22 protein-coding genes and 1 pseudogene are annotated in these 24,313 nt (G+C 51.1%); 10 read left to right on the top strand and 13 right to left on the bottom strand.

The features are described 5' to 3' along the window. Position 1 precedes the first annotated feature (1 nt). The gene (gene dapA / locus HV041_RS03345) at positions 2-880 is read right to left on the bottom strand and encodes a 4-hydroxy-tetrahydrodipicolinate synthase (protein WP_005121885.1); all 879 of its coding nucleotides are present in this window, start codon (positions 878-880) and stop codon (positions 2-4) included. A gap of 145 nt (positions 881-1,025) precedes the next feature. Between dapA and HV041_RS03340 the strand changes: the two genes are divergently transcribed. Together HV041_RS03340 and bcp are read left to right on the top strand one after the other, a co-directional pair. Then, complete coding sequence (locus HV041_RS03340) at positions 1,026-1,598, top strand: glycine cleavage system transcriptional repressor (protein WP_197081302.1); 573 nt, start codon at positions 1,026-1,028, stop codon at positions 1,596-1,598. Then, entirely contained in the window at positions 1,598-2,068 is a 471-nt protein-coding gene (gene bcp, locus HV041_RS03335; protein WP_048210945.1) for a thioredoxin-dependent thiol peroxidase, read from the top strand. The genes HV041_RS03340 and bcp overlap by 1 nt, the downstream gene beginning before the upstream one ends. Before the next feature lie 153 nt (positions 2,069-2,221). Here bcp and iadA read toward each other — a convergent pair whose 3' ends face one another. The 4 genes from iadA to HV041_RS03315 all read right to left on the bottom strand — a co-directional run bounded on the left by iadA (position 2,222) and on the right by HV041_RS03315 (position 5,750). Next, on the bottom strand, positions 2,222-3,385 hold the full coding sequence (iadA, locus tag HV041_RS03330; RefSeq protein WP_121584885.1) for a beta-aspartyl-peptidase: 1,164 nt from the start codon (positions 3,383-3,385) through the stop codon (positions 2,222-2,224). Between the two features lie 11 nt (positions 3,386-3,396). After that, positions 3,397-3,858 carry a YjiG family protein gene (locus tag HV041_RS03325; protein WP_003037948.1) on the bottom strand — a complete coding sequence of 154 codons (462 nt, stop codon included), beginning with the start codon at positions 3,856-3,858 and terminating at the stop codon, positions 3,397-3,399. A gap of 1 nt (position 3,859) precedes the next feature. Further along, positions 3,860-4,519, bottom strand: coding sequence for a nucleoside recognition domain-containing protein (locus tag HV041_RS03320; protein ID WP_121584886.1), 660 nt, complete (start codon positions 4,517-4,519; stop codon positions 3,860-3,862). A gap of 166 nt (positions 4,520-4,685) precedes the next feature. Beyond that, the gene (locus HV041_RS03315) at positions 4,686-5,750 is read right to left on the bottom strand and encodes an AI-2E family transporter (RefSeq protein WP_116360859.1); all 1,065 of its coding nucleotides are present in this window, start codon (positions 5,748-5,750) and stop codon (positions 4,686-4,688) included. Positions 5,751-5,976: 226 nt separating this feature from the next. Between HV041_RS03315 and bepA the strand changes: the two genes are divergently transcribed. Together bepA and arsC are read left to right on the top strand one after the other, a co-directional pair. Further along, complete coding sequence (bepA, locus tag HV041_RS03310) at positions 5,977-7,440, top strand: beta-barrel assembly-enhancing protease (protein ID WP_121584887.1); 1,464 nt, start codon at positions 5,977-5,979, stop codon at positions 7,438-7,440. A gap of 12 nt (positions 7,441-7,452) precedes the next feature. Beyond that, the gene (arsC, locus tag HV041_RS03305) at positions 7,453-7,812 is read left to right on the top strand and encodes an arsenate reductase (glutaredoxin) (RefSeq protein WP_003037937.1); all 360 of its coding nucleotides are present in this window, start codon (positions 7,453-7,455) and stop codon (positions 7,810-7,812) included. A 34-nt stretch (positions 7,813-7,846) separates the two neighbouring features. On the opposite strand, the gene HV041_RS03300 is transcribed toward arsC, so the two are convergent. The 4 genes from HV041_RS03300 to HV041_RS03285 all read right to left on the bottom strand — a co-directional run bounded on the left by HV041_RS03300 (position 7,847) and on the right by HV041_RS03285 (position 12,270). Further along, positions 7,847-8,548 carry a DnaA inactivator Hda gene (locus HV041_RS03300; protein WP_211924219.1) on the bottom strand — a complete coding sequence of 234 codons (702 nt, stop codon included), beginning with the start codon at positions 8,546-8,548 and terminating at the stop codon, positions 7,847-7,849. Positions 8,549-8,643: 95 nt separating this feature from the next. Further along, positions 8,644-9,933 carry a uracil permease gene (gene uraA / locus HV041_RS03295; protein ID WP_003037932.1) on the bottom strand — a complete coding sequence of 430 codons (1,290 nt, stop codon included), beginning with the start codon at positions 9,931-9,933 and terminating at the stop codon, positions 8,644-8,646. 96 nt (positions 9,934-10,029) lie between these two features. Then, positions 10,030-10,656, bottom strand: coding sequence for a uracil phosphoribosyltransferase (gene upp, locus HV041_RS03290; RefSeq protein WP_003037929.1), 627 nt, complete (start codon positions 10,654-10,656; stop codon positions 10,030-10,032). Positions 10,657-10,839: 183 nt separating this feature from the next. After that, the gene (locus HV041_RS03285) at positions 10,840-12,270 is read right to left on the bottom strand and encodes a 6-phospho-beta-glucosidase (protein WP_121584888.1); all 1,431 of its coding nucleotides are present in this window, start codon (positions 12,268-12,270) and stop codon (positions 10,840-10,842) included. 420 nt (positions 12,271-12,690) lie between these two features. Here HV041_RS03285 and purM point away from each other — a divergent pair, with 420 nt between their 5' ends. From purM to ppx, 4 genes are all read left to right on the top strand, one after another. Next, positions 12,691-13,728, top strand: coding sequence for a phosphoribosylformylglycinamidine cyclo-ligase (purM, locus tag HV041_RS03280; protein WP_003838485.1), 1,038 nt, complete (start codon positions 12,691-12,693; stop codon positions 13,726-13,728). After that, positions 13,725-14,366 carry a phosphoribosylglycinamide formyltransferase gene (gene purN / locus HV041_RS03275; RefSeq protein WP_121584889.1) on the top strand — a complete coding sequence of 214 codons (642 nt, stop codon included), beginning with the start codon at positions 13,725-13,727 and terminating at the stop codon, positions 14,364-14,366. The genes purM and purN overlap by 4 nt, the downstream gene beginning before the upstream one ends. Before the next feature lie 214 nt (positions 14,367-14,580). After that, positions 14,581-16,647 carry a polyphosphate kinase 1 gene (gene ppk1, locus HV041_RS03270; protein ID WP_101741994.1) on the top strand — a complete coding sequence of 689 codons (2,067 nt, stop codon included), beginning with the start codon at positions 14,581-14,583 and terminating at the stop codon, positions 16,645-16,647. Positions 16,648-16,651: 4 nt separating this feature from the next. Then, positions 16,652-18,193 (top strand): exopolyphosphatase, encoded by a 1,542-nt coding sequence (ppx, locus tag HV041_RS03265; protein ID WP_061068325.1) that lies wholly within the window; start codon positions 16,652-16,654, stop codon positions 18,191-18,193. Here ppx and HV041_RS03260 read toward each other — a convergent pair. Further along, on the bottom strand, positions 18,173-20,443 hold the full coding sequence (locus HV041_RS03260) for a sensor domain-containing phosphodiesterase (RefSeq protein ID WP_121584890.1): 2,271 nt from the start codon (positions 20,441-20,443) through the stop codon (positions 18,173-18,175). The genes ppx and HV041_RS03260 overlap by 21 nt on opposite strands. 366 nt (positions 20,444-20,809) lie before the next feature. On the opposite strand from HV041_RS03260, the gene HV041_RS03255 reads away from it, so the two are divergent. Both HV041_RS03255 and mscS read left to right on the top strand, forming a co-directional pair. Then, positions 20,810-21,013 (top strand): YfgG family protein, encoded by a 204-nt coding sequence (locus HV041_RS03255; RefSeq protein ID WP_071887371.1) that lies wholly within the window; start codon positions 20,810-20,812, stop codon positions 21,011-21,013. 363 nt (positions 21,014-21,376) lie between these two features. Further along, positions 21,377-22,255 (top strand): annotated as a pseudogene (mscS, locus tag HV041_RS03250) (small-conductance mechanosensitive channel MscS). A gap of 206 nt (positions 22,256-22,461) precedes the next feature. Here the strand turns inward: mscS and HV041_RS03245 are convergent. The 3 genes from HV041_RS03245 to HV041_RS03235 all read right to left on the bottom strand — a co-directional run bounded on the left by HV041_RS03245 (position 22,462) and on the right by HV041_RS03235 (position 24,233). Further along, positions 22,462-23,160, bottom strand: a complete 699-nt coding sequence (locus HV041_RS03245) for a competence protein CoiA family protein (protein ID WP_064157305.1) — start codon at positions 23,158-23,160, stop codon at positions 22,462-22,464. Next, the gene (locus tag HV041_RS03240) at positions 23,157-23,345 is read right to left on the bottom strand and encodes a hypothetical protein (RefSeq protein WP_085451423.1); all 189 of its coding nucleotides are present in this window, start codon (positions 23,343-23,345) and stop codon (positions 23,157-23,159) included. Before HV041_RS03240 ends, HV041_RS03245 begins: the two co-directional genes overlap by 4 nt. 63 nt (positions 23,346-23,408) lie before the next feature. Beyond that, complete coding sequence (locus HV041_RS03235) at positions 23,409-24,233, bottom strand: hypothetical protein (RefSeq protein ID WP_001565717.1); 825 nt, start codon at positions 24,231-24,233, stop codon at positions 23,409-23,411. Positions 24,234-24,313: the final 80 nt, after the last annotated feature.

Below are 24,313 nucleotides of genomic sequence, written 5' to 3'. Positions count from 1 at the left end.
TTTACAGCAAACCGGCATGCTTAAGCGCCGCTTTGACGATATCACGAGCATTGTCCGTGATTGGCGTCATCGGCAAACGTAGCGTATCGGTCGCCACAAGTCCCAACTCCTTACATGCCCATTTCACTGGGATAGGATTGGGTTCGACAAATAGTTTGTTGTGTAACGGCATCAGACGTTGGTTGATCACCCGCGCCTCGGCAAAATGCCCTTCTGCCGCCAGTTTGCACATTTCGGCCATATCGCGTGCCGCAACGTTAGCCGTTACGGAAATCACGCCATGACCACCAAGCTGCATGAAGTCCAGTCCGGTCGCATCATCACCGCTAAGCAGAATAAAATCGTCTGAAACCAGCTCTTTGATCTGGTGAACACGACTTAAGTTCCCTGTGGCCTCTTTGATAGCGACAATATTTTTTACCTTCGCCAGGCGACCCACGGTTTCCGGCAGCATATCGCAGCCAGTACGGGACGGCACATTATACAGAATTTGCGGCAGGTCAGTATGTTCCGCGATGGCTTTGAAATGCTGGAACAAACCTTCCTGAGTTGGGCGGTTGTAGTAAGGCGTCACCGTCAGGCAGCCGACAACACCGCTGTCGTTAAAACGCTGCGTCAGACTAATGCCTTCTGCGGTCGCATTGGCGCCCGTTCCGGCAATAACCGGAATACGCCCATCGGCCAGCTCCAGCGTCATCATTACCACATCGCCATGTTCATCATGACTCAGGGTAGCGGACTCACCGGTGGTGCCAACCGAAACGATCGCCGAGGTGCCGCTGGCGACATGATAATCAATCAGTTTTTTCAGGCTCGACCGGCAGACTTTACCTTTCTCATCCATCGGCGTAATAAGCGCGACAATACTTCCCGTGAACATGGGCCATCCTCTGTGCAAACAAGTGTCTCAATGGTACGTTTGGTACGACAATAAAAGCAAGCGACCATAGCCCTTCTGATTGTTGTATGCATGTTTTTTTTATGCTTTCCTTATGATTACCTCACCGCTCAAAGGAAGAACAGGTTTGACATCGCCATCGCAACACTATCTGGTCATTACTGCGCTGGGTGCTGATCGCCCGGGAATTGTGAACACTATCACCCGTCATGTCAGCAGTTGTGGCTGTAATATCGAAGACAGCCGACTGGCCATGCTGGGTGACGAGTTTACGTTTATCATGCTGTTATCCGGAACCTGGAATGCCATCACCCTGATTGAATCAACCTTGCCGTTGAAAGGCGCAGAGCTGGATTTATTGATTGTGATGAAGCGTACGACCGCGCGTCCCCGTCCGGCGATGCCCGCCACGGTATGGGTACAGGTCGATGTCCCCGACTCGCCTCATTTGATTGAGCGCTTTACCGCCCTTTTTGACAGCCATCAAATGAATATTGCGGAACTGGTTTCGCGCACACAGCCGGCTGAAAACGGCAAGACTGCACAGTTGTTTATTCAAATTACCGCACATAGTCCTGCGTCACATGATTCGGCAAATATTGAGGATGCGTTTAAAGCACTCTGTACAGAACTCAATGCGCAAGGCAGTATTAACGTCGTCAATTACTCACAGCATGATGAACAGGATGGAGTTAAGTAATGAACCCACTGAAAGCCGGTGATATCGCACCGAAATTTAGCTTGCCGGATCAAGACGGAGAACAAGTAAATTTAACCGACTTCCAGGGACAGCGTGTTCTGGTTTATTTCTACCCGAAAGCCATGACGCCCGGCTGTACCGTACAGGCCTGTGGCTTGCGCGATAACATGGATCAGTTAAAAAAAGCCGGTGTTGAAGTGCTGGGGATAAGCACCGATAAACCAGAGAAGCTTTCCCGATTTGCGGAGAAAGAAGTGCTTAACTTCACGCTCCTGTCTGATGAAGATCATCAGGTTTGCGAGCAATTTGGCGTCTGGGGTGAAAAGTCATTTATGGGTAAGACCTACGATGGCATCCACCGCATCAGCTTCCTTATTGATGCCGAAGGCAAAATTGAACATGTGTTTGATGATTTCAAAACCAGCAATCACCACGACGTGGTACTGAACTGGCTGAAAGAGAACGCTTGATTTACGTTTTGCTGGAAAAAGCCTGATGGCGCTTCGCTTATCAGGCCTACGCAGCTTATTAATATTGCGAAACTTGTAGGCCGGGTAAGGCGTAGCCGCCACCCGGCATAAACGTGAATCTGTACTTTTTCAGGCTGACATCCGCATAAGCGTTTATTCAAACGTCCCTTTTACGCAGGCTTTCTTCTCTTTCACCATGGCTTTCCCCTTTGCCCAAAGGTAATTCACTTCCAGCGCGTCGTTCAGCACCAGAATGTCCGCATCGCATCCCACCGCCAAACGCCCTTTATGCTCTAGTCCCAAAAATTCTGCGACCGTACGCGTCAGCGGACACAGCGCCTGCTCCAGCGGTACGGCATGAACCTTCACCAACTGGCGTACCGTTTCCGCCAGTGATTCAAATCCTGCGACGCCAATCCCAGTCAGATTACCGGACGCATCAAATTCCGGTTGGCTACCGTTGCCATCCGAGCTCAGGGTAATACGCGACAGCGGCACGTTCTGGCGCAACGCTGTAGCAATGGCCATGGCCGGATCGACTGGCTCATCAATGCTGCTGGTAATATCGATATAACCGCCCTGGCGGGCATACTCCAGCGCCGCCTGGAACAGCGGTTCCGCACGATTAACATGCGTTGGCAACAGTTTGGTAATCGGGACATCACAGCACTCGAGGATGTTGTACAACGGCTCCAGCATGCGCGGGCTGTCACCCATGTGGAAAACGCTTACCCCCGGTTTGCGCCCTAACAATCCACCTACCCGCGACTGCGCCGCCATGTTCGCCAGCGCCGAGGTGTCCGGGGCAGAGGAACGATGGTCCGAAACCGCACATTTCACGCCAATAACTTTATCGATCAGCGCCACGTCGCGATCGATACTGCCGGTGATGGTCGGAGATGGCAGAGAATAGGCCCCGGTCAGCATCCATGCGCTGATGCCTTCAAACTCCAGCGCACGTGTTTTCGCCAGCAACGACTCAGGATGACGGGTAATCCCGTCCGTTCCCAATAATCCCACGACGGAAGTGATACCGGCTTCCACCAGTCGTGACAAGCGCACTTCCGGCGTGCGGGTATGTGGCCCTGCCTCTCCGCCACCGCCAATCAGATGGACGTGCTGATCGATAAACCCCGGGCACACAATCGCACCGTCAAGATGGATGCACTCGCAGCCGGGGAAGTCTTCAGGAGAAATCGACGGCGCGATGGCAACAATTGTACTGCCAGACACCAGAATATCCTGGCGGCCTAAATCTTCCGGCGCGTACACGTGTCCCTGCTGGAACAACGTCAAATTAAGAATTGAACAGTTCATAACCTTCCTTGTCAGGCAATTACCTGCATAACCCAAATAGAGAGCAGCGCATTAATGACGCATACCGCAATAATCAGCGGGTAGTAACGAGGATGGACCCCCGCAGTCCCCAGACAGCGTCCCACATTTTGCACCGGATTGCCCATCAGGTAGATAGCCGGTAGCAATACAGTCGCATCATGCCCCGAAAGCGTACCAGCAACAACCAGACTGGCACAAACGCCGACGCCGCCTCCCATACTCATCACCGCCGCCAGCAGCACGGTGGCAGATTCCCCCGGTAGCCCCCACAACGCCATCACCGGTTCGCACACCCGCCCGACAATCTCGAGCAATCCCGTCACCTTCAGCGCCTGAATAATCACAAACGCCATCACCACGTTAGGTAACAGGCTGGTTGTAGCAATTGTAAACCCGCGCCGCGCGCCATCGATAAACATATCCATGACGTTTTTACGTACCTGCGTTGTCATCTCAGACCTCCTGCTGCAGACGGCGATTTTCCAGCTGCGCAATCCACAAACGCAGCAGATTCGCTCCCACAAATTTGAAGACAAGGATCACCGCCAGCGGCGTAATCACCGGAACGGTAACCACCGTAAACAGCGCAGCGCCAGAGGAAAAATAGTTGGTAATACACGCGCTGCCGCTGGTTTGCCAGCAGGCAAAAATGGCACGCTCCTGTTCAGTAATAATGCCCTCTTCCGCCATCTCTTTGGTCATCCCGGCCGCGGCATCGGTATTTTGCAAATTCGCAATTAGCGCCAGCGAACAAACTCCCGGAATACCGAGTAACGGGCGCAGGACCGGCGTCATCAGCTGTTGTGCCGCACGTAAACCACCTAACCCTTCGGTGACGGAAATAATCCCGAGTGAAAGAATGACGGAAGGTGCCAGCTCAAGCGCGAATAAGAAGCCGTCTTTGGCTCCCATCCCTCCAGAGCCGCGAAAAGAGACCGCTGTATCGCCTGCGGCATTAATCTGCCCAAACGCGCCGTTGAGGACGGTGAAGTCAAAGACCCGCCACCATTCGGTACTTTTCGCAAACATGCCGGAAAAAAGGATAATCGTAATAAAAAAAGCGAGATAACCGCTCCATCCCACCTTTTGCTGCGTGTGTGTGTTGTGGCCCATTTTGTTCTCCTGTTGGTCTTATTCCTTGCGTGACAGAAAGACATCACGCAGGTCAAGTTAAAGACAAATGCGGAGAAAAACGACAGCAGAAGAGATGATTCAGAAAGTGTGGATAGAGGTCAGACAAGTTCGGATCCGGCGACATGATATCGCCGGATCTTGCAGATTAGGGTTCGTCAACGACCTGACCATCCGGCCAGGCATGCACCACGGCTTTGATTAGCGTCGCCAGCGGAATGGCAAAGAAAACGCCCCAGAATCCCCACAGGCCACCGAATATTACGACTGAGAGAATAATGACCAGCGGATGCAAATTTACGGCTTCGGAGAAGAGTACGGGAACCAGCAGATTGCCGTCCAACGCCTGGATTATCAGGTACACGGCGAAACAGCTCCAGAACTCGGTGCCAAGCCCGAACTGAAACAGCGCCACACCAACAACCGGAATCGTCACCACAAACGCGCCGATATACGGGATCAGCACAGAGAACCCCACCAGCACCGCCAGCAGCAGAGAGTAGTTAAGGCCAAACATCAGGAAGCCCAGCCAGGTTGCAACACCGACCACCACCATCTCCAGTACTTTACCGCGGATATAGTTGGTGATTTGCTGGTTCATTTCTTTCCAGACCTGTCCTGCCAGTCCACGATTTCGCGGCAGCACCCGGCGCACAGCATTCAACATCTGGCTTTTATCCTTCACCAAAAAGAATACCATCAGTGGGACAAGCACCAGATAGACCGCCAGCGTCAACAACCCAACCAGAGAAGCCAGCGAATATTTCACCACTGAATCGCCCATGGTGAGCATCCGGGAACGCATATTTTCCGCCATCGCATCAATGATGCCCGCATCCATCAGCGCCGGATAACGTCGCGGTAAGGTGGCGGCAAAGTCAGACAACTTGTTGAGCATGCCAGGCATATCGCGTATTAGATAGATGCCCTGCTGCCATGCAACGGGCATCACCACAAACGCCATCAGCAGTAAAATACCGACAAACACCACCAGCACAATTGACGTCGCCCAGCGCCGCGAGCAACCGATATTTTCCAGCCGGGCGGTAGGCCATTCCAGCAGATAAGCCAGCACAATCGCGACCAGCAGCGGCGCCAACAGACCACTAAAGAAGAACAGGATGCCAAAACCGGCAACCAGAATAATCAGCAAGGCAATAGCCTCTGGGTCGCTAAAGCGGCGGCGATACCATTGCGTCAACATTTCGAGCATAAAACCTTCCCTGAACCTCAATAGCGGGATTGCGATCCCGAATTGTATCGAAATGTCACAAAAAAGACTTCGCTTTTTATGACTGATTACGCAAAGTGAAAAGACATTTTTCCTGGGTGTTCATCGTCAGGTTTCACAGTTACACTCCGTAAGCTTGCGGAGTGTGAACGATACTTCACGGCATTGGTCAAATGGCTATCTCAAAAAAGAATACAGGACAGAGGTTATGTTCAGGCAGTTGAAAAAAAACCTGGTTGCTACCCTCATTGCCGCACTGACCATCGGTCAGGTCGCGCCCGCATTTGCAGACACCGCGGACACCCTGCCTGATATGGGAACCTCGGCAGGGAGTACGCTTTCCATAGGACAGGAAATGCAGATGGGCGATTATTACGTACGCCAGTTGCGCGGTAGTGCGCCATTAATTAACGATCCACTGCTGACCCAATACATTAATTCTCTGGGTATGCGTCTGGTTTCGCACGCCGACTCGGTAAAAACGCCCTTCACCTTCTTTTTGATTAACAACGATGAAATCAACGCCTTTGCTTTCTTTGGCGGCAACGTTGTTTTGCACTCCGCGCTATTCCGCTATTCCGATAACGAAAGCCAGTTAGCATCGGTCATGGCGCACGAAATCTCCCACGTCACGCAGCGCCACCTGGCGCGCGCGATGGAAGATCAGAAACGTAGCGCACCGCTGACATGGGTTGGCGCATTAGGCTCGATTTTATTAGCAATGGCCAGCCCGCAGGCAGGGATGGCGGCGTTAACCGGTACGCTGGCGGGTACTCGCCAGGGGATGATTAGCTTTACGCAACAAAATGAACAGGAAGCAGACCGCATCGGTATTCAGGTACTGCAACGTTCGGGCTTTGATCCTCAGGCCATGCCAACGTTCCTCGAAAAACTGCTCGATCAGGCCCGTTACTCTTCGCGTCCGCCGGAAATTTTGCTGACTCACCCCCTGCCTGAAAGCCGCCTGTCGGATGCCCGTAACCGCGCCAACCAGATGCGTCCGGTGGTCGTCCAGTCGTCAGAAGATTTTTATCTGGCTAAGGCACGAACCTTAGGCATGTACAATTCAGGCCGCAACCAGTTAACCAGCGATCTACTGGATAACTGGTCGAAAGGCAACGTACGTGAACAACGTGCAGCACAGTATGGCCGGGCATTGCAGGCGATGGAAGCCAGCAAATATGACGAAGCACGTAAAGCGCTACAGCCGCTGCTGGCAGCAGACGCGAACAATGCCTGGTATCTCGACCTGGCAACGGATATCGATCTCGGCCAGAAGAAAACCAGTGATGCCATTAACCGCCTGAAAAACGCCCGCGACCTGCGCACTAACCCGGTACTGCAGCTCAACCTGGCGAATGCGTATTTACAGGGCGGACAAGCCAAAGAGGCGGCGACCATCCTGAATCGCTATACGTTTAACCATAAGGACGACCCTAACGGCTGGGATCTGTTAGCGCAAACGGAAGCCAACCTGAACAACCGCGATCAGGAGCTGGCGGCGCGGGCGGAGGGGTATGCCCTCGCTGGACGTCTGGATCAGGCGATTTCGATGCTCAGCAGTGCAAGCTCTCAGGTGAAACTGGGTAGCCAGCAGCAGGCCAGATACGATGCCCGTATCGACCAGCTACGCCAGCTGCAAGAGCGCTTTAAACCGTACACCAAGATGTAACAGGAAAGAAAAATGTCAGACGCGATTAAAATCTACCATAACCCACGCTGCTCCAAGAGCCGTGAAACGCTGGAATTACTGAAGTCCAATGGCGTGGACCCGGAAGTGGTGCTGTATCTGGAAACCCCGGCTGACGCCGCGACCCTGCGCGAACTTCTGCAGATGCTGGGTATGTCCAGCGCGCGTGAGCTGATGCGCCAGAAAGAAGATCTCTATAAGTCGCTTAACCTGGCGGACAAAAACCTGAGTGAAGATGCGCTGATTCAGGCAATGGTAGAAAACCCGAAACTGATGGAGCGTCCAATTGTGGTTGCCAAAGGCCAGGCGCGAATTGGACGTCCGCCGGAGCAGGTACTGGAAATCGTCGGTTAATCTTAAGACTGCCGCAGTTTTCCGGCTGCGGCGCTTACAGCTTCAGAATTTCTTTTACGAACGGAATGGTCAGCTTTCGCTGGGCGGTGATCGATGCGTGATCAAGCTGATCCAGCGTCATAAACAGCGTACGCATTTCCCGATCCAGACGCTTAAGCAGGAAGCGTCCCACATCTTCCGGCAGTTCAAACCCACGTAGCCTGGCGCGTAATTGCAACGCCTGCAGTTTATCTTCATCAGAAAGCGGCTGTAGCTTGTAGATTTGTCCCCAGTCCAGACGCGAGGCGAGATCCGGCAATCCCAGATTTAGCTGTCTTGGCGGGCGATCGCCGGTGATCAGCAGGCGTGTTTTCCCCGACTCCAGGATACGGTTGTAGAGATCAAAGATCGCCATTTCCCACAGCGAATCACCGGCCACACATTCGATGTTGTCGATGCAGACCAGCGATAAATGCTCCATCCCGTCGAGCACCTCGGGGACGAACCAGGTGCGTTTGTCGAGCGGCACATAGCCTACCGCATCGCCGCGCGCGGACAGTTCCGCACAGGCTGCATGCAGCAAATGGCTACGGCCAGCGCCTTCACGCGACCAAAGATAAATATACCCGCTATGTTCCTGACGCAGCACGTTTTGCAGTGCAGCCAGTAAAGAGGAGTTATCCCCCGGCCAGAAACTTGCGAAAGTTTCGTCGTCAGGAAGATAAAGTGGCAAAGAGAGCTGTGCCGGTGTGTTCAGAGATACCTCAACCCAGGATTTCATAAAATCGCGTTGAGTTTAACACAGAAATGCGTCGCGATAGAACCGGGCAGCATCGCCGCCCGGTCAAAGGTTTACTGTTGCTCAGTGTCGGCATCTTTGGCGTCGAGCACCACTTCTTCCGGACGCAGCAGGCTGATAACTTTGAAAATCAGGCTCAGACAGACACCCACAATGGTCGCCAGCGCCATGCCTTTCAGCTCAGCAGCACCAATGTGAACTTTCGCGCCGCTGACGCCGATGATCAAAATGACCGAGGTCAGGATCAGGTTCTGTGCTTTGTTGTAGTCAACTTTTGACTCGATCAGTACGCGAATACCGGAAGCGCCAATCACGCCGTACAGCAGCAGAGATACACCGCCCATGACCGGCAGTGGAATAATTTGGATCGCCGCAGCCAGTTTACCCACGCAGGAGAGCAGAATGGCGAAAATCGCCGCGCCGCCAATAACCCAGGTACTGTAAACGCGGGTAATCGCCATGACGCCGATGTTTTCGCCGTAGGTGGTGTTAGGCGTCGAACCGAAGAAGCCGGAGATCACCGTCGACAGGCCGTTAGCAAACATAGAACGATGCAGGCCAGGATCGCGAATCAAATCTTTTTTCACGATATTCGCCGTTACCACCAGGTGGCCGACGTGTTCAGCAATAACCACCAGCGCCGCAGGCAGAATGGTCAGAATAGCGACCCATTCAAAGCGCGGCGTGTAAAACGTTGGCAGAGCAAACCAGTGGGCCTGCGCTATCGGCGTAGTGTCCACGACGCCCATCACAAAGGAGAGCGCGTACCCGGCCAGCACCCCAATCAAAATCGGGATAATCGCCATAAAGCCACGGAACAGTACGGAACCAAATACCGTCACCGCCAGCGTCACCATTGAGATGATGATGGTTGTTGAGTCTGGCGCTTGTCCTTCAGCAGGCAGTAATCCCGCCATACCCGCAGCGACACCCGCCAGCTCCAGACCGATGACGGCAACGATTGCGCCCATCGCCGCAGGCGGGAACATCACATCCAGCCAGCCAGTACCAGCTTTCTTAACGATGAACGAAACCAGGCAGAACAGGATGCCACACATAATGAAACCGCCCAGCGCCACTTCATACCCTAGCGGCAGCAGCAGCAGAACCGGGGAAATGAACGCAAAGCTTGAACCGAGGTAAGCCGGAATTTTTCCTTTACAAATAAAGAGATACAGTAACGTACCAATGCCGTTAAACAGCAGAACGGTAGCTGGGTTGATATGAAACAGGACTGGCACCAGTACCGTTGCGCCAAACATGGCGAACAGGTGCTGCAAACTAAGCGGGATTGTCTGTAAAAGCGGCGGTCTTTCACTCACCCCGATAGCACGGCGCGTCATAGTGTTTTCCTCTGAGTGTTGTTTGTTATTAGCGATTGGGTTGTTTTATTCAAAAAAAAGCCGACTCTTAAAGTCGGCTTCTTTTCACTTATTCGTTTACTTGGTACCAAAAATCTTATCGCCGGCATCGCCGAGCCCCGGAATAATGTATCCGTGCTCGTTCAGTCCCTGATCGATGGAGGCAGTGTACAGCTCAACATCCGGGTGCGCTTTTTCCAGCGCCGCGATACCTTCCGGCGCTGCAACCAGCACCAGGACTTTAATGCTGCTGCAGCCTGCTTTTTTCAGCAGGTCGATGGTCGCGATAACGGAACCACCGGTTGCCAGCATCGGGTCAACGATCAGCGCCATACGCTCATCGATGTTAGAAACCAGCTTCTGGAAGTACGGAACCGGCTCCAGCGTCTCTTCGTTACGGTACATCCCCACCACGCTGATACGCGCGCTCGGAACGTTTTCCAGTACGCCTTCCATCATGCCCAGACCCGCACGCAGGATTGGCACAACGGTGATTTTTTTACCTTTGATTTGGTCAACTTCAACCGGACCGTTCCAGCCTTCGATGGTCACCTTTTCGGTTTCCAGACCAGCGGTTGCTTCATAAGTCAGCAGGCTGCCAACTTCCGAGGCGAGTTCACGAAAGCGTTTAGTGCTGATATCGTTTTCACGCATCAGTCCCAGCTTGTGTTTGACGAGTGGGTGTTTGACTTCCACGATCTTCATACTCTTCTCCTTTCCTCAGACGAGTGGCAACCACAAAAAAAATCGCCGGATTATACCGCTTTTCGTCTCTGGCGCAACACTGCATACGCTTGATATGGATCAACCAAAATCGTTTGCGTCCGGATGATGAGTATAAAACAAGCCCCGCTTTGAGTGCGGAGCTTATTATCAACATCATGAATTTTATAGATTTTCAGCATTGTTCTGGATGACGTTTCTATACCAGGAAAAAGATTTCTTCGGCGAGCGTGCTAATGTCCCACTCCCGTCATTATTTTTATCAACATAGATAAAGCCGTAGCGTTTTTTCATCTCCCCCGTCCCGGCTGAGACTAAATCAATACAGCCCCACGGGGTATAGCCCATCAGATCCACGCCATCTTCCACCACCGCTTTTTTCATTTCGCGGATATGTGCGGCCATATAGTCAATACGATAGGAATCATCCACCGAGCCGTCAGCCTGCTGCACGTCAATCGCGCCAAAGCCATTTTCTACAATAAACAGCGGCAACTGATAATGATCCCAGAACCAGTTCAGCGAATAGCGCAGGCCAACCGGATCAATCTGCCAGCCCCAGTCCGATTTCTGCACATACGGGTTGGAAACCAGGCTTTTCGACTCGTCGTAATCCAGCTGTGGGTTGTCCGCCGTTGCCTGGGTCGCGAAAGACATATAATAGCTAAAGCCGATGTAATCAACGCAGCCCTCGGTCAGCGCCTGACGGTCTTCCTCGGTGATATCCAGTTCAAAGCCACGACGGGTAAAGTAATTGAGAAGATGCTGCGGGTATTTGCCGCGCACATGGACGTCAGTAAACCAGTAACGCCGGTGCATAGCGTTCATCGCCATCATCATGTCGTTCGGCGCACAGGTCAGCGGATAAATTGGGCACATCGCAATCATGCAGCCAATTTGCAGCGTCGGGTTAATTTCACGCGCGACCTTTACCGCCAGCGCGCTGGCCACCAGCTCGTAGTGCGCAGCCTGAAACATGACCGGCTCGCGGTCTTCGCCGGACTGGTATTTCAGGCCAGAGTTTGTAAAGGGCGCAAAGTCTTCGTGATAATTTGCCTGATTGTTAATCTCATTAAACGTCATCCAGTACTTCACTTTGTGCTGGAAACGAGTGAAAACCACCCGGGCAAAACGGACAAAGAAATCGATAAGCTTACGGTTGCGCCAGCCGCCATATTCCGTCACCAGATGGTAGGGCATCTCGAAGTGCGACAACGTAATCACCGGTTCAATGCCATATTTCAGACATTCGTCGAACAGATCATCATAGAACTGCAGGCCAGCTTCATTGGGTTGCGCTTCGTCACCTAAAGGGAAAATCCGCGTCCAGGCAATAGAAGTGCGAAAACATTTAAACCCCATTTCGGCAAACAGCTTGATGTCGTCTTTATAGCGATGATAAAAATCGATGGCATCGTGGTTAGGGTAGTTTTTACCGGCAATCACACCGTCAGTAATTTCACGCGCCACACCATGCGCCCCCGCCGTCATGACATCGGCAACGCTAATGCCTTTACCGCCCTCCTGCCAGCCACCTTCCAGTTGATGAGCGGCGACAGCGCCACCCCACATGAAATCTGCTTTAAATCCTGACATCCCCTTCCCCTATCGTGATGAGTCTGCGCAAAACGCTCTATACCCGTCATACTTCAAGCTGCATGTGCGTTGGCTTTTCTCGCTCACTCCAGTCACGTACTTATGTACGCTCCTGGAGATTCGCTGCGTCGCCGCCTTCCTGCAACTCGAATTATTTAGGGTATAAATGAGCTCCGCAACAGAAAACTGAAACCGGTTTCAGTACGATACTGTGCATTCGGCTGGCAGGTTTCAAGCACAAGACTGTACCCGGTTTCATTTTCGTGGCGCAGTTCAAACAAATAGATAAATGATTGTAAAATGCTGAAAAAACCAGCAGATAAAACTTGATGCAGAGCAGGCTCGCAAACGTTTGCTTTCCCTGTTAGAATTGCGCCGAATTTAACTTTTACTGCAAGTAAACATGTGGGGAAGCAGGCAGTGACCGATAAAACCTCTCTTAGCTACAAAGATGCCGGTGTTGATATTGATGCAGGTAATGCTCTGGTTGATCGAATCAAAGGCGTAGTAAAGAAAACGCGTCGTCCGGAAGTTATGGGTGGTCTGGGTGGCTTCGGTGCGCTGTGCGCATTGCCGCAAAAATATCGTGAACCGGTACTGGTTTCCGGCACTGATGGCGTTGGTACAAAACTGCGTCTGGCGATGGATCTGAAACGCCACGACACTATCGGCATTGACCTCGTCGCAATGTGCGTCAACGACCTCGTGGTTCAGGGCGCTGAGCCGCTGTTCTTCCTCGACTACTATGCAACCGGCAAACTGGATGTGGACACCGCAGCCAGCGTCATTAACGGGATTGCCGAAGGCTGCCTGCAGTCTGGCTGTGCGCTGGTCGGTGGGGAAACAGCTGAAATGCCGGGGATGTACCACGGCGAAGATTACGACGTGGCAGGTTTCTGCGTTGGCGTCGTCGAAAAATCAGAGATTATCGACGGTTCAAAAGTGGCCGACGGTGACGTACTGATTGCGCTCGGCTCCAGCGGTCCGCACTCTAACGGCTACTCTCTGGTGCGTAAAATTGTAGAAGTCAGCGGTTGTGACCCAGAAACCACCGAGCTTGAAGGCAAGTCGCTGGCCGATCACTTGCTGGCTCCGACCCGCATTTACGTAAAATCCATTCTGGAACTGATCGAGAAGGTTGATGTGCACGCCATTGCGCACCTGACCGGCGGCGGCTTCTGGGAAAATATTCCACGCGTTCTGCCAGACAACACGCAGGCCGTGATCGACGAGTCTTCATGGCAGTGGCCAGCCGTCTTCAACTGGCTGCAAACGGCGGGTAACGTCAGCCAGCATGAGATGTATCGCACCTTTAACTGCGGCGTAGGTATGGTTATCGCCCTGCCAGCTCCGGAAGTGGACAAAGCCCTTGCTTTGCTCAATGAGAAAGGTGAAAACGCATGGAAAATCGGTATCATCAAAGCTTCTGATTCCGAACAGCGTGTGGTCATTGAATGAAAAACATTGTGGTGCTCATTTCCGGTAACGGAAGCAATTTGCAGGCGATAATAGACGCCTGCGAACAGAAAAAAATCAATGGCACCATACGTGCAGTATTCAGTAATAAGGCCGATGCGTTCGGCCTTGAGCGCGCACGCGAAGCGAATATTCCGGCACACTCGCTGGAAGCCGTCCAGTTTGCCAGTCGCGAAGCCTTCGACCGCCAGCTGATGCAAGAAATTGACGCCTGGGCGCCGGATGTCGTGGTGCTGGCCGGTTATATGCGCATCCTCAGCCCGGCGTTTGTCGCGCACTATTCTGAACGATTGCTGAATATCCACCCGTCTTTATTGCCAAAATATCCCGGCCTGCATACGCACCGCCAGGTACTGGAAAACGGCGATGAAGAGCATGGTACCTCCGTCCACTTCGTCACTGATGAACTGGACGGCGGACCGGTTATTCTCCAGGCCAAGGTTCCGGTATTTGAAGGCGATAGCGAAGATGACGTCACGGCGCGGGTTCAGGCCCAGGAACATACCATTTACCCGTTGGTGGTAAGCTGGTTTACCGATGGCCGTCTGAAGATGCGTGATAACGCTGCATGGCTGGATGGCGTTCGTCTGCCGCCACAAGGCTACGCCGCCGACGAATAATAAAATCCAACCTGTAAGCCGAATATCACCATCCGGCTTACAGGCATAAATACCTTTTCCGGTTAACATCTCCGGTATTCATCTACGCTCCCCCTTTCTCTTTGCTATCAGACGGTTTATTGTCATATTTTTCTGGCACAGTTGGACATCTGAGAGCAATGCTCGCCATAATTAACCGGTAGTGTCCCGTGAATGAAACGGAGTAAAAGTGGTAATGGGTCAGGAAAAGCTATACATCGAGAAAGAACTCAGCTGGTTAGCGTTCAACGAACGCGTACTCCAGGAAGCTGCTGATAAGTCAAACCCGTTGATCGAACGGATGCGTTTCTTAGGCATCTATTCCAACAACCTCGACGAATTTTACAAGGTGCGTTTTGCCGAACTGAAGCGCCGAATCATTATTAGCGAAGAACAGGGTTCAAACTCTCACTCCCGCCATCTGTTAGGCAAAATCCAGGCTCGGGTATTAAAAGCCGATCAGGAATTTGACGGCCTGTACAACGAGCTGCTGCTGGAGATGGCGCGCAACCAGATTTTCCTCATCAACGAACGTCAGCTATCAGCCAATCAACAGAGCTGGTTACGCCACTACTTCAAGCAATATCTGCGTCAGCACATTACGCCGATCCTGATTAACCGCGAGACGGATTTAGTCCAGTTTCTGAAAGATGACTACACCTATCTGGCGGTGGAAATTATCCGCGGCGATACAATCCGCTACGCGTTGCTGGAAATCCCTTCTGACAAGGTTCCCCGTTTTGTGAATCTGCCGCCGGAAACCCCGCGTCGCCGCAAACCGATGATCCTGCTGGACAACATCTTACGTTACTGCCTTGACGACATTTTCAAAGGTTTCTTTGATTACGATGCGCTGAACGCCTATTCGATGAAAATGACCCGTGATGCCGAATACGATTTGGTGCACGAGATGGAATCGAGCCTGATGGAACTGATGTCATCCAGCCTGAAACAGCGTCTGACCGCAGAGCCTGTACGTTTTGTTTATCAGCGCGATATGCCCAATGCGCTGGTTGAAGTACTGCGTGAAAAGCTGACGATCTCTCGCTACGACTCCATTGTCCCCGGCGGGCGTTATCATAACTTCAAAGACTTTATTAACTTTCCCAACGTTGGCAAAGCTAACCTGGTGAACAAACCCCTGCCGCGTCTGCGCCATATCTGGTTCGATAAAGAGAAGTTTCGTAACGGCTTTGATGCCGTACGTGAACGCGATGTGTTGCTTTATTATCCGTATCACACCTTTGAACACGTTCTTGAACTGCTGCGCCAGGCCTCATTCGACCCGAGTGTGCTGGCGATAAAAATCAATATTTACCGTGTGGCAAAAGATTCGCGCATCATCGACTCGATGATCCATGCTGCGCATAACGGTAAAAAAGTGACCGTGGTGGTGGAACTGCAGGCGCGCTTTGATGAAGAAGCCAACATTCATTGGGCCAAGCGTTTGACCGAAGCGGGCGTTCACGTCATCTTCTCCGCACCAGGACTGAAAATTCACGCCAAGTTGTTCCTGATTTCGCGTAAAGAGGGCGATGACGTCGTGCGCTATGCACATATCGGCACCGGGAACTTCAACGAAAAAACAGCGCGTCTGTATACCGACTACTCGTTGCTGACCGCCGATTCACGCATTACCAACGAAGTCCGTCGGGTGTTTAACTTCATCGAAAACCCGTATCGCCCGGTAACGTTCGATTATCTGCTGGTCTCCCCGCAGAACTCACGGCGCCTGCTGTACAGCATGATCGACAAAGAGATCGCTAATGCACAGCAAGGGTTGCCTTCTGGCATTACCCTGAAGCTGAATAATCTGGTCGATAAAGGGCTGGTTGACCGCCTGTATGCGGCTTCATGTTCAGGTGTCCCCGTTAATTTATTGATCCGCGGTATGTGCTCACTGATCCCGAATCTGGAAGGCATCAGTGACAATATTCGCGTCATCAGCATTGTTGACCGCTATCTCGAACATGACCGGGTCTATATCTTCGAGAACGGGGGCGATAAGCAGGTGTATCTCTCCTCTGCTGACTGGATGACCAGGAACATCGATTATCGAATTGAAGTTGCCACACCGCTTCTTGACCCACGCCTTAAGCAGCGCGTGCTGGATATTATCGATATCCTGTTCAGCGACACGGTGAAAGCCCGCTTTATTGATAAAGAACTGAGTAATCGCTACGTACCGCGCGGAAACCGCCGTAAGGTTCAGTCACAATTAGCGATTTACGACTACATCAAATCACTCGAGCAACCTGACTAACTCTATGCCAATACACGACAAGTCTCCACGACCGCAGGAATTTGCTGCGGTCGACCTTGGTTCAAACAGTTTCCATATGGTCATTGCCCGCGTGGTTGATGGCGCAATGCAAATTATCGGGCGACTGAAACAACGCGTACATCTGGCGGACGGCCTTGGCGCGGATAACAAGCTAAGCGAAGAAGCGATGGAACGCGGATTAAGCTGCCTGTCGCTGTTCGCCGAACGTCTGCAAGGCTTTCCCCCGTCAAGCGTATGCATCGTGGGAACCCATACTTTGCGTCAGGCGCTGAATGCGCCAGATTTTCTCAAGCGAGCGGAAAAAGTCATCCCCTACCCGATTGAGATTATTTCCGGTAACGAAGAAGCCCGACTGATTTTTATGGGCGTGGAGCACACCCAGCCGGAAAAAGGTCGCAAGTTGGTTATCGATATCGGCGGCGGCTCAACAGAACTGGTGATCGGCGAAGATTTCGAGCCTAAACTGGTCGAAAGCCGCCGTATGGGCTGCGTCAGTTTTGCCCAGATGTACTTTCCGGGTGGTGCGATCAGCCGGGAAAACTTCCAGCGCGCCCGTATGGCGGCAGCGCAAAAGCTGGAAACGCTCACCTGGCAATTTCGAATCCAGGGCTGGAACGTTGCACTGGGAGCTTCAGGCACCATCAAAGCAGCCCATGAAGTGCTGCTGGAAATGGGTGAGAAAGATGGTTTTATCACCCCTGAACGTCTGGACAAGCTGACAACAGAAGTCCTGAAGCATGCGTCATTTGAGGCACTCAGCATGCCGGGGCTGTCAGAAGAACGAAAGGCGGTTTTTGTTCCCGGTCTGGCAATACTGTGCGGTGTTTTTGATGCCCTCGCTATTCGTGAACTCCGGCTTTCCGATGGCGCGCTGCGTGAAGGTGTACTGTATGAGATGGAAGGCCGTTTTCGCCACCAGGACGTTCGTAGTCGTACCGCCAGCAGCCTGGCAAACCAGTACAACATCGACAGCGAACAGGCCCGGCGCGTGCTGGAAACGACCATGCAAATGTACGACCAGTGGCATACACAACAGCCCAAACTGGCCAATCCTCAACTGGAAGCGTTACTGCGCTGGGCAGCGATGCTGCATGAGGTTGGGCTGAACATCAACCACAGCGGACTGCATCGCCACTCGGCTTATATTCTGCAAAACAGCGACCTGCCAGGTTTCAACCAGGAGCAACAGCTGATGATGGCAACCCTGGTTCGCTATCATCGTAAAGCGGTTAAGCTGGATGATTTACCCCGCTTTACGCTGTTCAAGAAAAAGCAGTTCCTGCCGCTAATTCAGCTGTTGCGACTTGGGGTATTGCTCAACAACCAGCGCCAGGCAACCACTACGCCGCCGACGCTCACGTTGATTACCGACGATAACCACTGGACGCTACGCTTCCCGCACGACTGGTTTAGCCAGAACGCGCTGGTGCTGCTCGATCTGGAAAAAGAGCAGCAATACTGGGAAGCCGTCACAGGCTGGTGCCTTAAAATTGAGGAAGAAAACTCACCCGATATCGCTGCGTGAGTGATCGACAGGTGCCAGCGTGACTGGCACCTGTTCTTCCAGAGTTTTATGCAGCGGTCGCGGCTCACCAATCAGATAGCCCTGCAAATAATCAATCCCCAGAGAAATCACCGCACTGCGTATTTCTTCGCTTTCAACATACTCCGCGACCACCAACATTTTTTTCATCCGCGCCAGGTGACAAATCGAGGCCACGATTTGGTAGTCGAGACTATTTGAGACAATGTTACGGATAAAGCTTCCGTCAATCTTCAGGATGTCGGCACTCACATTTTTCAACCGCGCATAGCTGGCATAGCCGGTACCAAAATCATCGATTGCAATCTGACAGCCCAATGATTGCAGCTGCAGTAACGTTGCCTGTGCCTGTTCCGCATTGGTTAAGGCGTTGCTTTCCGTGACTTCAAAAATCAACTGCCACGCTTCAACCTTGTACTTAACCAGTAGCTGGTTGATGTCATGCGGAAGTCGGGCGCGACATATCGACGTGGGTGACAAGTTAATGGCAAACCGATGAGCGGGCATTTTCTCCCGATTCTGCGCCATAAATTTCAGCGTATTTTCAATGACCCACAGATCAATGCTGGATGACAAGCCAAACTCATGGGCTACCGGTAAGAAATTATCAGGAGCAATCGTTTCACCTTCATCGCCCTGAAGACGCAGCAGGATTTCATGATAAATATCGCCGCGTACGCCAGAAATCGGCTGTGCCATCAGGAAGAAGCGATCATGCTCCAGTGCCTGCTGCAAACGATTCATCATTGCCACTTTATCTTTCAGATCCCGCTGCAGGTGCATTACGCCACGTCGCTGCAAACTCTCCGGCATATTGGTTGCCAGCGAGAGCTCGGCGATGGTGCTTAACTCCCCCAGTAACAGATAAATGTGGTTAACGGGTGAGCGAACATAGCAAAAACTGATCCCAACCTGCGGTTGCAGGGGCATGCCATCCCAGACAAAACGGAATTGCCTGATATGTTTGTCCAGCGCTTCAATACGCTGCTGATGTGACTCAGTATTAAAACGCAGTATTAAATCATTACCGGATAATTGAAAAACATATTCGTCTTGTTCCAGCAACGGCGCTATCCAATGTGAGAGTTTTTGCTTGTACTGGATACGCAACATAATACCGTAGTTTTTCACCAACAGTTCCATGCCCGGTATACGCAGAAAACAAAGCACTGACCATGGTGCTTTTTTCAGCGCTCGGTTCAATGCCCGCAGGTTTGGCAAATGCACCATCGGATCAAAATATGCCAGACGATGTGTGCGTCGGGTGACAAATCGCTGACGCGTTGCCAGCACGGCAATGTAATTTACGATGAAAGAAAAAACGAGGTAACTCGAAGAGGTAATTGCAAGTTGTGTATCGTAACCCGAATACCAGGGCATATAGCGCTGATAATAATGAATGGCAGTTATCAACACGACTGTCCATATCATTGAAATAAATCGGTAACCGTAACGCATTGCGCCCCATAACATGACGGGCAGTAACAGAGACAAGGTATAATTTGTGCTGAATATCGAACTCTGTTCATTTAACGGCATACACAACAGAGCCATCAATAAAGTCAATATTATCAACCAGACAGCAAACTCTGTTCGCGTTACTTTGGTGTCAAATTGCTGCTTTAATTGCGAAAAATAGCCCCGTATATGCAGCGGGTTTCGAATGGTTCGGATGATAAAATAGCATAGAGGTATACCAACAAGGTTCCCTACCAGCATAGCCTGGTAGTTGATCAACGTTCCGGTATTAAAGGGCATGACGCCCACCATACCTGATTTGCTCTCGTATACACCAACAAACGCAGCGAACTGGAAGAGAATCAGGAATAGCGTTGCCGGACAGAAAACCTGCCAAAATATTCGCTGAAACATCAGATGGGAGTCGCCGTGCGCCACGTTGTTTCTCCGGGGAGCAAAAACTTTATATCCGCCCCAACTAAGCACCACTGTAACTATAAAGTGCGTAATAATTGACAGCGTTTCAAATAACCCAACCTGCGGATATTTGTACCAACCGATAGCAATGATTATTCCTGGCAGTGCCGCCCAACTAAAAAACAACATCAGGCTAATCATCAGCGCTAAAGGCAGGTAAAAAAGGATGACTGTACCGGTACTAATATGTGCGTAGGTATTGGCAGTGCTCAATAACGGCAACAGTAAAGATGGTAAGATGAGGGGCAGCGCCCACCATTTATCTCTAATATTTATATAGTTTTTATTGAGTTTCATAGATGCTCAGTAGAATCCCTCACATCATGTAGGGGTATTTTCTGTGAAGGGCATTCAGACAGGCATCCCACCTGACTTTAAAACTATGATGTAATACACATCACAATGACTCATCAATTTTAGTTACGGATAACCGACGGGGTTTGATATATGTCAAAAAAAATATCCCCCATTAATCAATTATTACCTTTTTCTTTATTTATGATCGTTTATTCATTATTAATGCAAATAATAATATTAATTTCCATAACATAAGTGGATAAAACCGTTGATGCAATTTTACATAACGAAGAATTGACCATTCCCTCTTAGTGTGCCTTAATGTAAGTATCGCCCACTGGTTGGGTACACTTTAAGGAACCTTTTGTGAGCCAGGTTACCAGCCTACGCAAACGACACCGATTTAACAGTCGCATGATCCGGATCGTACTGCTTATCAGCTTCATCTTCTTCTTCGGACGCTTCGTCTACTCTGCTATCGGTGCGTGGCACCACCACCAGGACAAGAAAGAATCCCAGCAGACCACCTTGCCGCAACAGACTTCTCCTGCTCAAACTGACGAACGCTGAACGCTCGTATCTGTGATCCCCTGTCTTAAGATTCCTTACCGGATGGCTAATCGCCTGACATTTAACCATCCGGTAAGGGATTTGAGCGATGAAACAATACGCTGTCTTACCCACCACACGCACTGAGTTATCGGATAAAAGACCGTGTTTTTCGCACAAATGCACAATCTTTTAATCCCACTTCACCGCACTATTCGCGCTCATTTTTACGTTCCGATTTACTGGGTATAAAAAGACACACTGTGTTCAAATAGACGTCAATTAATATCACCAAAAAATATCACAGACGAAAGCATTAATATTATGTATGAAATTAAATGCTTATTTGAATCATTACCATTTTAAATTCTACAGGGTAATACCATGAGTGGTTTTTCATTATTTCCGAAAATAAGCAGCGGTCTTGAATGGATCGCTGGACACAGCGATGCGGTTATTCAATTCGGCTGGAATATCGTTGCCGCCGTAATTTTACTGTTTGTCGGTAAATTTGTCTCTCGCATGATCTCCAGTGGTCTGGAAAAATTACTGTTAAAACGTAAAGTTGACCGAACCATTATCCAGTTCTTCACCGCGCTGGTACGTTACATTACCCTCGCCTTTGCCGTTGTTGCCGCATTGGGTCGCGTCGGTATCGAAACATCTTCCATTATTGCCGTCATTGGTGCCGCCGGGTTGGCCATTGGACTCGCGCTACAAGGATCGCTTTCCAACTTTGCCGCTGGCGTACTATTGGTCTCCCTACGTCCATTCCGCGCCGGAGAAGTGGTATAAATTGGGGCAGTCACCGGAACGGTGGAAAAGGTGCATATTTTCTCCACCACCTTGCTCACCGCCGACAGCAAAGAAGTGGTCATTCCAAACGGTAAGATCATCGCTGACAATATCATTAACTATTCCCGCCACCCTTTCCGCCGTATCGATCTGGTGATTGGCGTCGGCTATCAGAGCCGGATAGCTGACGTTAAGCGCGTGATTAACCATATTATCGAGCAAGATACCCGCATCGATAAGCAACGTGGGGTAACCGTTCGCCTGGGAGAACTGGGCGCTTCAGCATTGAATTTTTACGTCCGCGTATGGGTACCCAACATCGAATACTGGAATACCTATTACGATCTGCTGGAAAACATTAAAGAAGCCATGGACGCCAACCATATCTCCCTGCCGTATCCGCAGATGGATATTCGCGTTGAGAACGTAGCCCCCCAATCTCAACCCCAGCTACAGTTGGTTGATTAATTCACAGCGCTTCGGTATGAGCGCAATAAAAAAACCCTCTATAAAAAGAGGGTTTTTTTACATATTACCGGTTCAGAAACCGCTAACAGAAAGGGTTATTATTCCCACTCAATTATTAAAATCTATAAAAATTCCTTATATATCAATAGCTTAATTACTAGACAGTTTCACAATACCATGAATAATGCCATGCCGCGCATCTAAGATCAGTCAAGATTCCACGAGCCGCCGCGATATTGGTATGCACCATTGAGGATGCCTGCCAGCCAAACAGGAACAGTCGCGCTCTTGAACCCGCCGAACTGAACCAGTTGCTCGCCCTCGGTGTCCAGCATCGCCACCGGCAGCTCGGGCAGCATGCCCGTACCAATTCCACTGGGCGGAAACACGTTGCCGAAATCACGCTTCAACAGCAGGCGCGACGTGGCCTTGCCTAAAGTCATGAATGTCTCCTTGCGGACCAGCCAGTAGCACTCAACGCCCGATGCAGTGTACCGCTCCTGACGACGTGTGAAGTCGCGTAGATGCTGGTAGGAGCGTTGCAGCTCGATTACGATGGTGCGACCGGAAACCGAAAAGAGAACATCAGCCTCCCACTTGTCGCCGCTTGGTGATCGGCCCGGCACCTCGTCGCGGTTCTCGATACCCATGCCGGTTAAGGCGGCCATCACTGCGGTCTTACCCGACTTATGCCATTTTGTCTCGGGCGCAGTACTGCACTCGTCCGACAGATGGGCGAAGAAAGGCAAGCCATTGATGCTTGTCTTGAGTACTGCCGGTGCCTTGCAGCAAGGCATCATGAAGTCACCTAACTGCGCCGCCGCCTTCAACGCCTCCCACTCGGCGCCGGGAATAGAAGCCGCATCCACCGGCCGACCATCGCGGGTCCAAGCTGCTTGCGTCATAGTTGCCTCGTTGCAGAGCCGGAACGCGTGCAATCGTCCCCGAACGCCTCGTGCATCTGCCGCAACAGAATTGCCAGCTCGTCCGGGTTGCCGCCGCGACGGACTTCGGCAAGCAACTCCGCCGCATAAGTCGGATCGGCCCGGAATTGCTCGGCCATCGCCTCTCTATGTGGTCTGTCTTTCATTTGATGCCATTCTCCTAGCCAAGGTCATGATATCTGCACCATCCTTACCCCGATAATAGACGTCTATTCGTCCTCCATCACCTTTTCGTAGGTACAGCCCCGTCTGATAGAGGCCTCTTGGATTGTGAACTTCGGGCCTAATTCTATCTGTAGCGCATGCATACGCAGACCAAAGAAATCGAAATGTTGAAGGTCTGTCTTTAATTCATCAATAAATGTAGATTTATAGGCGTTTGCATCAAACCCTTGAAACGGCACTCCAGCCGTATCCAATGCAGCAAAAACTCTCGAAACCGCAGAATTAAATATCGGCAACAAGTCCAAATACACCTGCTTGGTAGGATAGCGATCTTTTTTTGCTTTGGCCCACACTCTCTCGAAGGCAAGGCCATTTTCCAGAGTGATAAATCTAGATAAAGCATTGCTCTTACCCATTGGATTTATGTGCACCGATTCACGACGTGGGTCGAGGCGACTGTATATATCTTCCAACTTGATCAAGTGCATCATCGGCGGGGGATTGCCACCCGTCGTTCGATGCCTAGCCATTAAATACTCCGCTCCAAGCAGACGCTCTGGCTCCCCGTCCAACCAAATAGTCTGAAGAAGACTATGGAACAAAGGATGGTCACGATGATGAAGAGCATTACGAATAGCAATTAGGAGACTGGTATCCGGATGAGCATGAAAGTCAAACATCCCTTGCGATACATCATATAACGTATGAAAACTCTCAAGATTTTGCTCAAATGCTCGGTCGAGGTTGTGGATAGCCTCTTCACGGTCGATTGCTGCCAGCCCTCGATATCTGATGAAGGCTTCACCATAGAGCCGCATGGCGTTGGCAAAACGCCCAATAGCATTGGTAATAATTGTTACATTGCCCATTTGCGTCCTCAGAACGGCAGTATTTATAGACTAATTATTATGAATGTTCGATTGGATTGCACAATCCAATCGAACATCTG

This window comes from Citrobacter sp. RHBSTW-00029, from assembly GCF_014104295.1.
In the GTDB taxonomy this organism is placed as follows: domain Bacteria; phylum Pseudomonadota; class Gammaproteobacteria; order Enterobacterales; family Enterobacteriaceae; genus Citrobacter; species Citrobacter youngae.
This window is presented reverse-complemented; position numbering and strand designations above follow the sequence as displayed.

Excerpts from the sequence above, each read along its gene's own strand:
- dapA (WP_005121885.1), bottom strand. The coding sequence starts at position 880 with ATGTTCACGGGAAGTATTGTCGCGCTTATTACGCCGATGGATGAGAAA.
- bcp (WP_048210945.1), top strand. The coding sequence starts at position 1,598 with ATGAACCCACTGAAAGCCGGTGATATCGCACCGAAATTTAGCTTGCCG.
- iadA (WP_121584885.1), bottom strand. The coding sequence starts at position 3,385 with ATGAACTGTTCAATTCTTAATTTGACGTTGTTCCAGCAGGGACACGTG.
- HV041_RS03325 (WP_003037948.1), bottom strand. The coding sequence starts at position 3,858 with ATGACAACGCAGGTACGTAAAAACGTCATGGATATGTTTATCGATGGC.
- HV041_RS03320 (WP_121584886.1), bottom strand. The coding sequence starts at position 4,519 with ATGGGCCACAACACACACACGCAGCAAAAGGTGGGATGGAGCGGTTAT.
- HV041_RS03315 (WP_116360859.1), bottom strand. The coding sequence starts at position 5,750 with ATGCTCGAAATGTTGACGCAATGGTATCGCCGCCGCTTTAGCGACCCA.
- bepA (WP_121584887.1), top strand. The coding sequence starts at position 5,977 with ATGTTCAGGCAGTTGAAAAAAAACCTGGTTGCTACCCTCATTGCCGCA.
- arsC (WP_003037937.1), top strand. The coding sequence starts at position 7,453 with ATGTCAGACGCGATTAAAATCTACCATAACCCACGCTGCTCCAAGAGC.
- uraA (WP_003037932.1), bottom strand. The coding sequence starts at position 9,933 with ATGACGCGCCGTGCTATCGGGGTGAGTGAAAGACCGCCGCTTTTACAG.
- upp (WP_003037929.1), bottom strand. The coding sequence starts at position 10,656 with ATGAAGATCGTGGAAGTCAAACACCCACTCGTCAAACACAAGCTGGGA.
- HV041_RS03285 (WP_121584888.1), bottom strand. The coding sequence starts at position 12,270 with ATGTCAGGATTTAAAGCAGATTTCATGTGGGGTGGCGCTGTCGCCGCT.
- purN (WP_121584889.1), top strand. The coding sequence starts at position 13,725 with ATGAAAAACATTGTGGTGCTCATTTCCGGTAACGGAAGCAATTTGCAG.
- ppk1 (WP_101741994.1), top strand. The coding sequence starts at position 14,581 with ATGGGTCAGGAAAAGCTATACATCGAGAAAGAACTCAGCTGGTTAGCG.
- ppx (WP_061068325.1), top strand. The coding sequence starts at position 16,652 with ATGCCAATACACGACAAGTCTCCACGACCGCAGGAATTTGCTGCGGTC.
- HV041_RS03260 (WP_121584890.1), bottom strand. The coding sequence starts at position 20,443 with ATGAAACTCAATAAAAACTATATAAATATTAGAGATAAATGGTGGGCG.
- HV041_RS03245 (WP_064157305.1), bottom strand. The coding sequence starts at position 23,160 with ATGACGCAAGCAGCTTGGACCCGCGATGGTCGGCCGGTGGATGCGGCT.
- HV041_RS03240 (WP_085451423.1), bottom strand. The coding sequence starts at position 23,345 with ATGAAAGACAGACCACATAGAGAGGCGATGGCCGAGCAATTCCGGGCC.
- HV041_RS03235 (WP_001565717.1), bottom strand. The coding sequence starts at position 24,233 with ATGGGCAATGTAACAATTATTACCAATGCTATTGGGCGTTTTGCCAAC.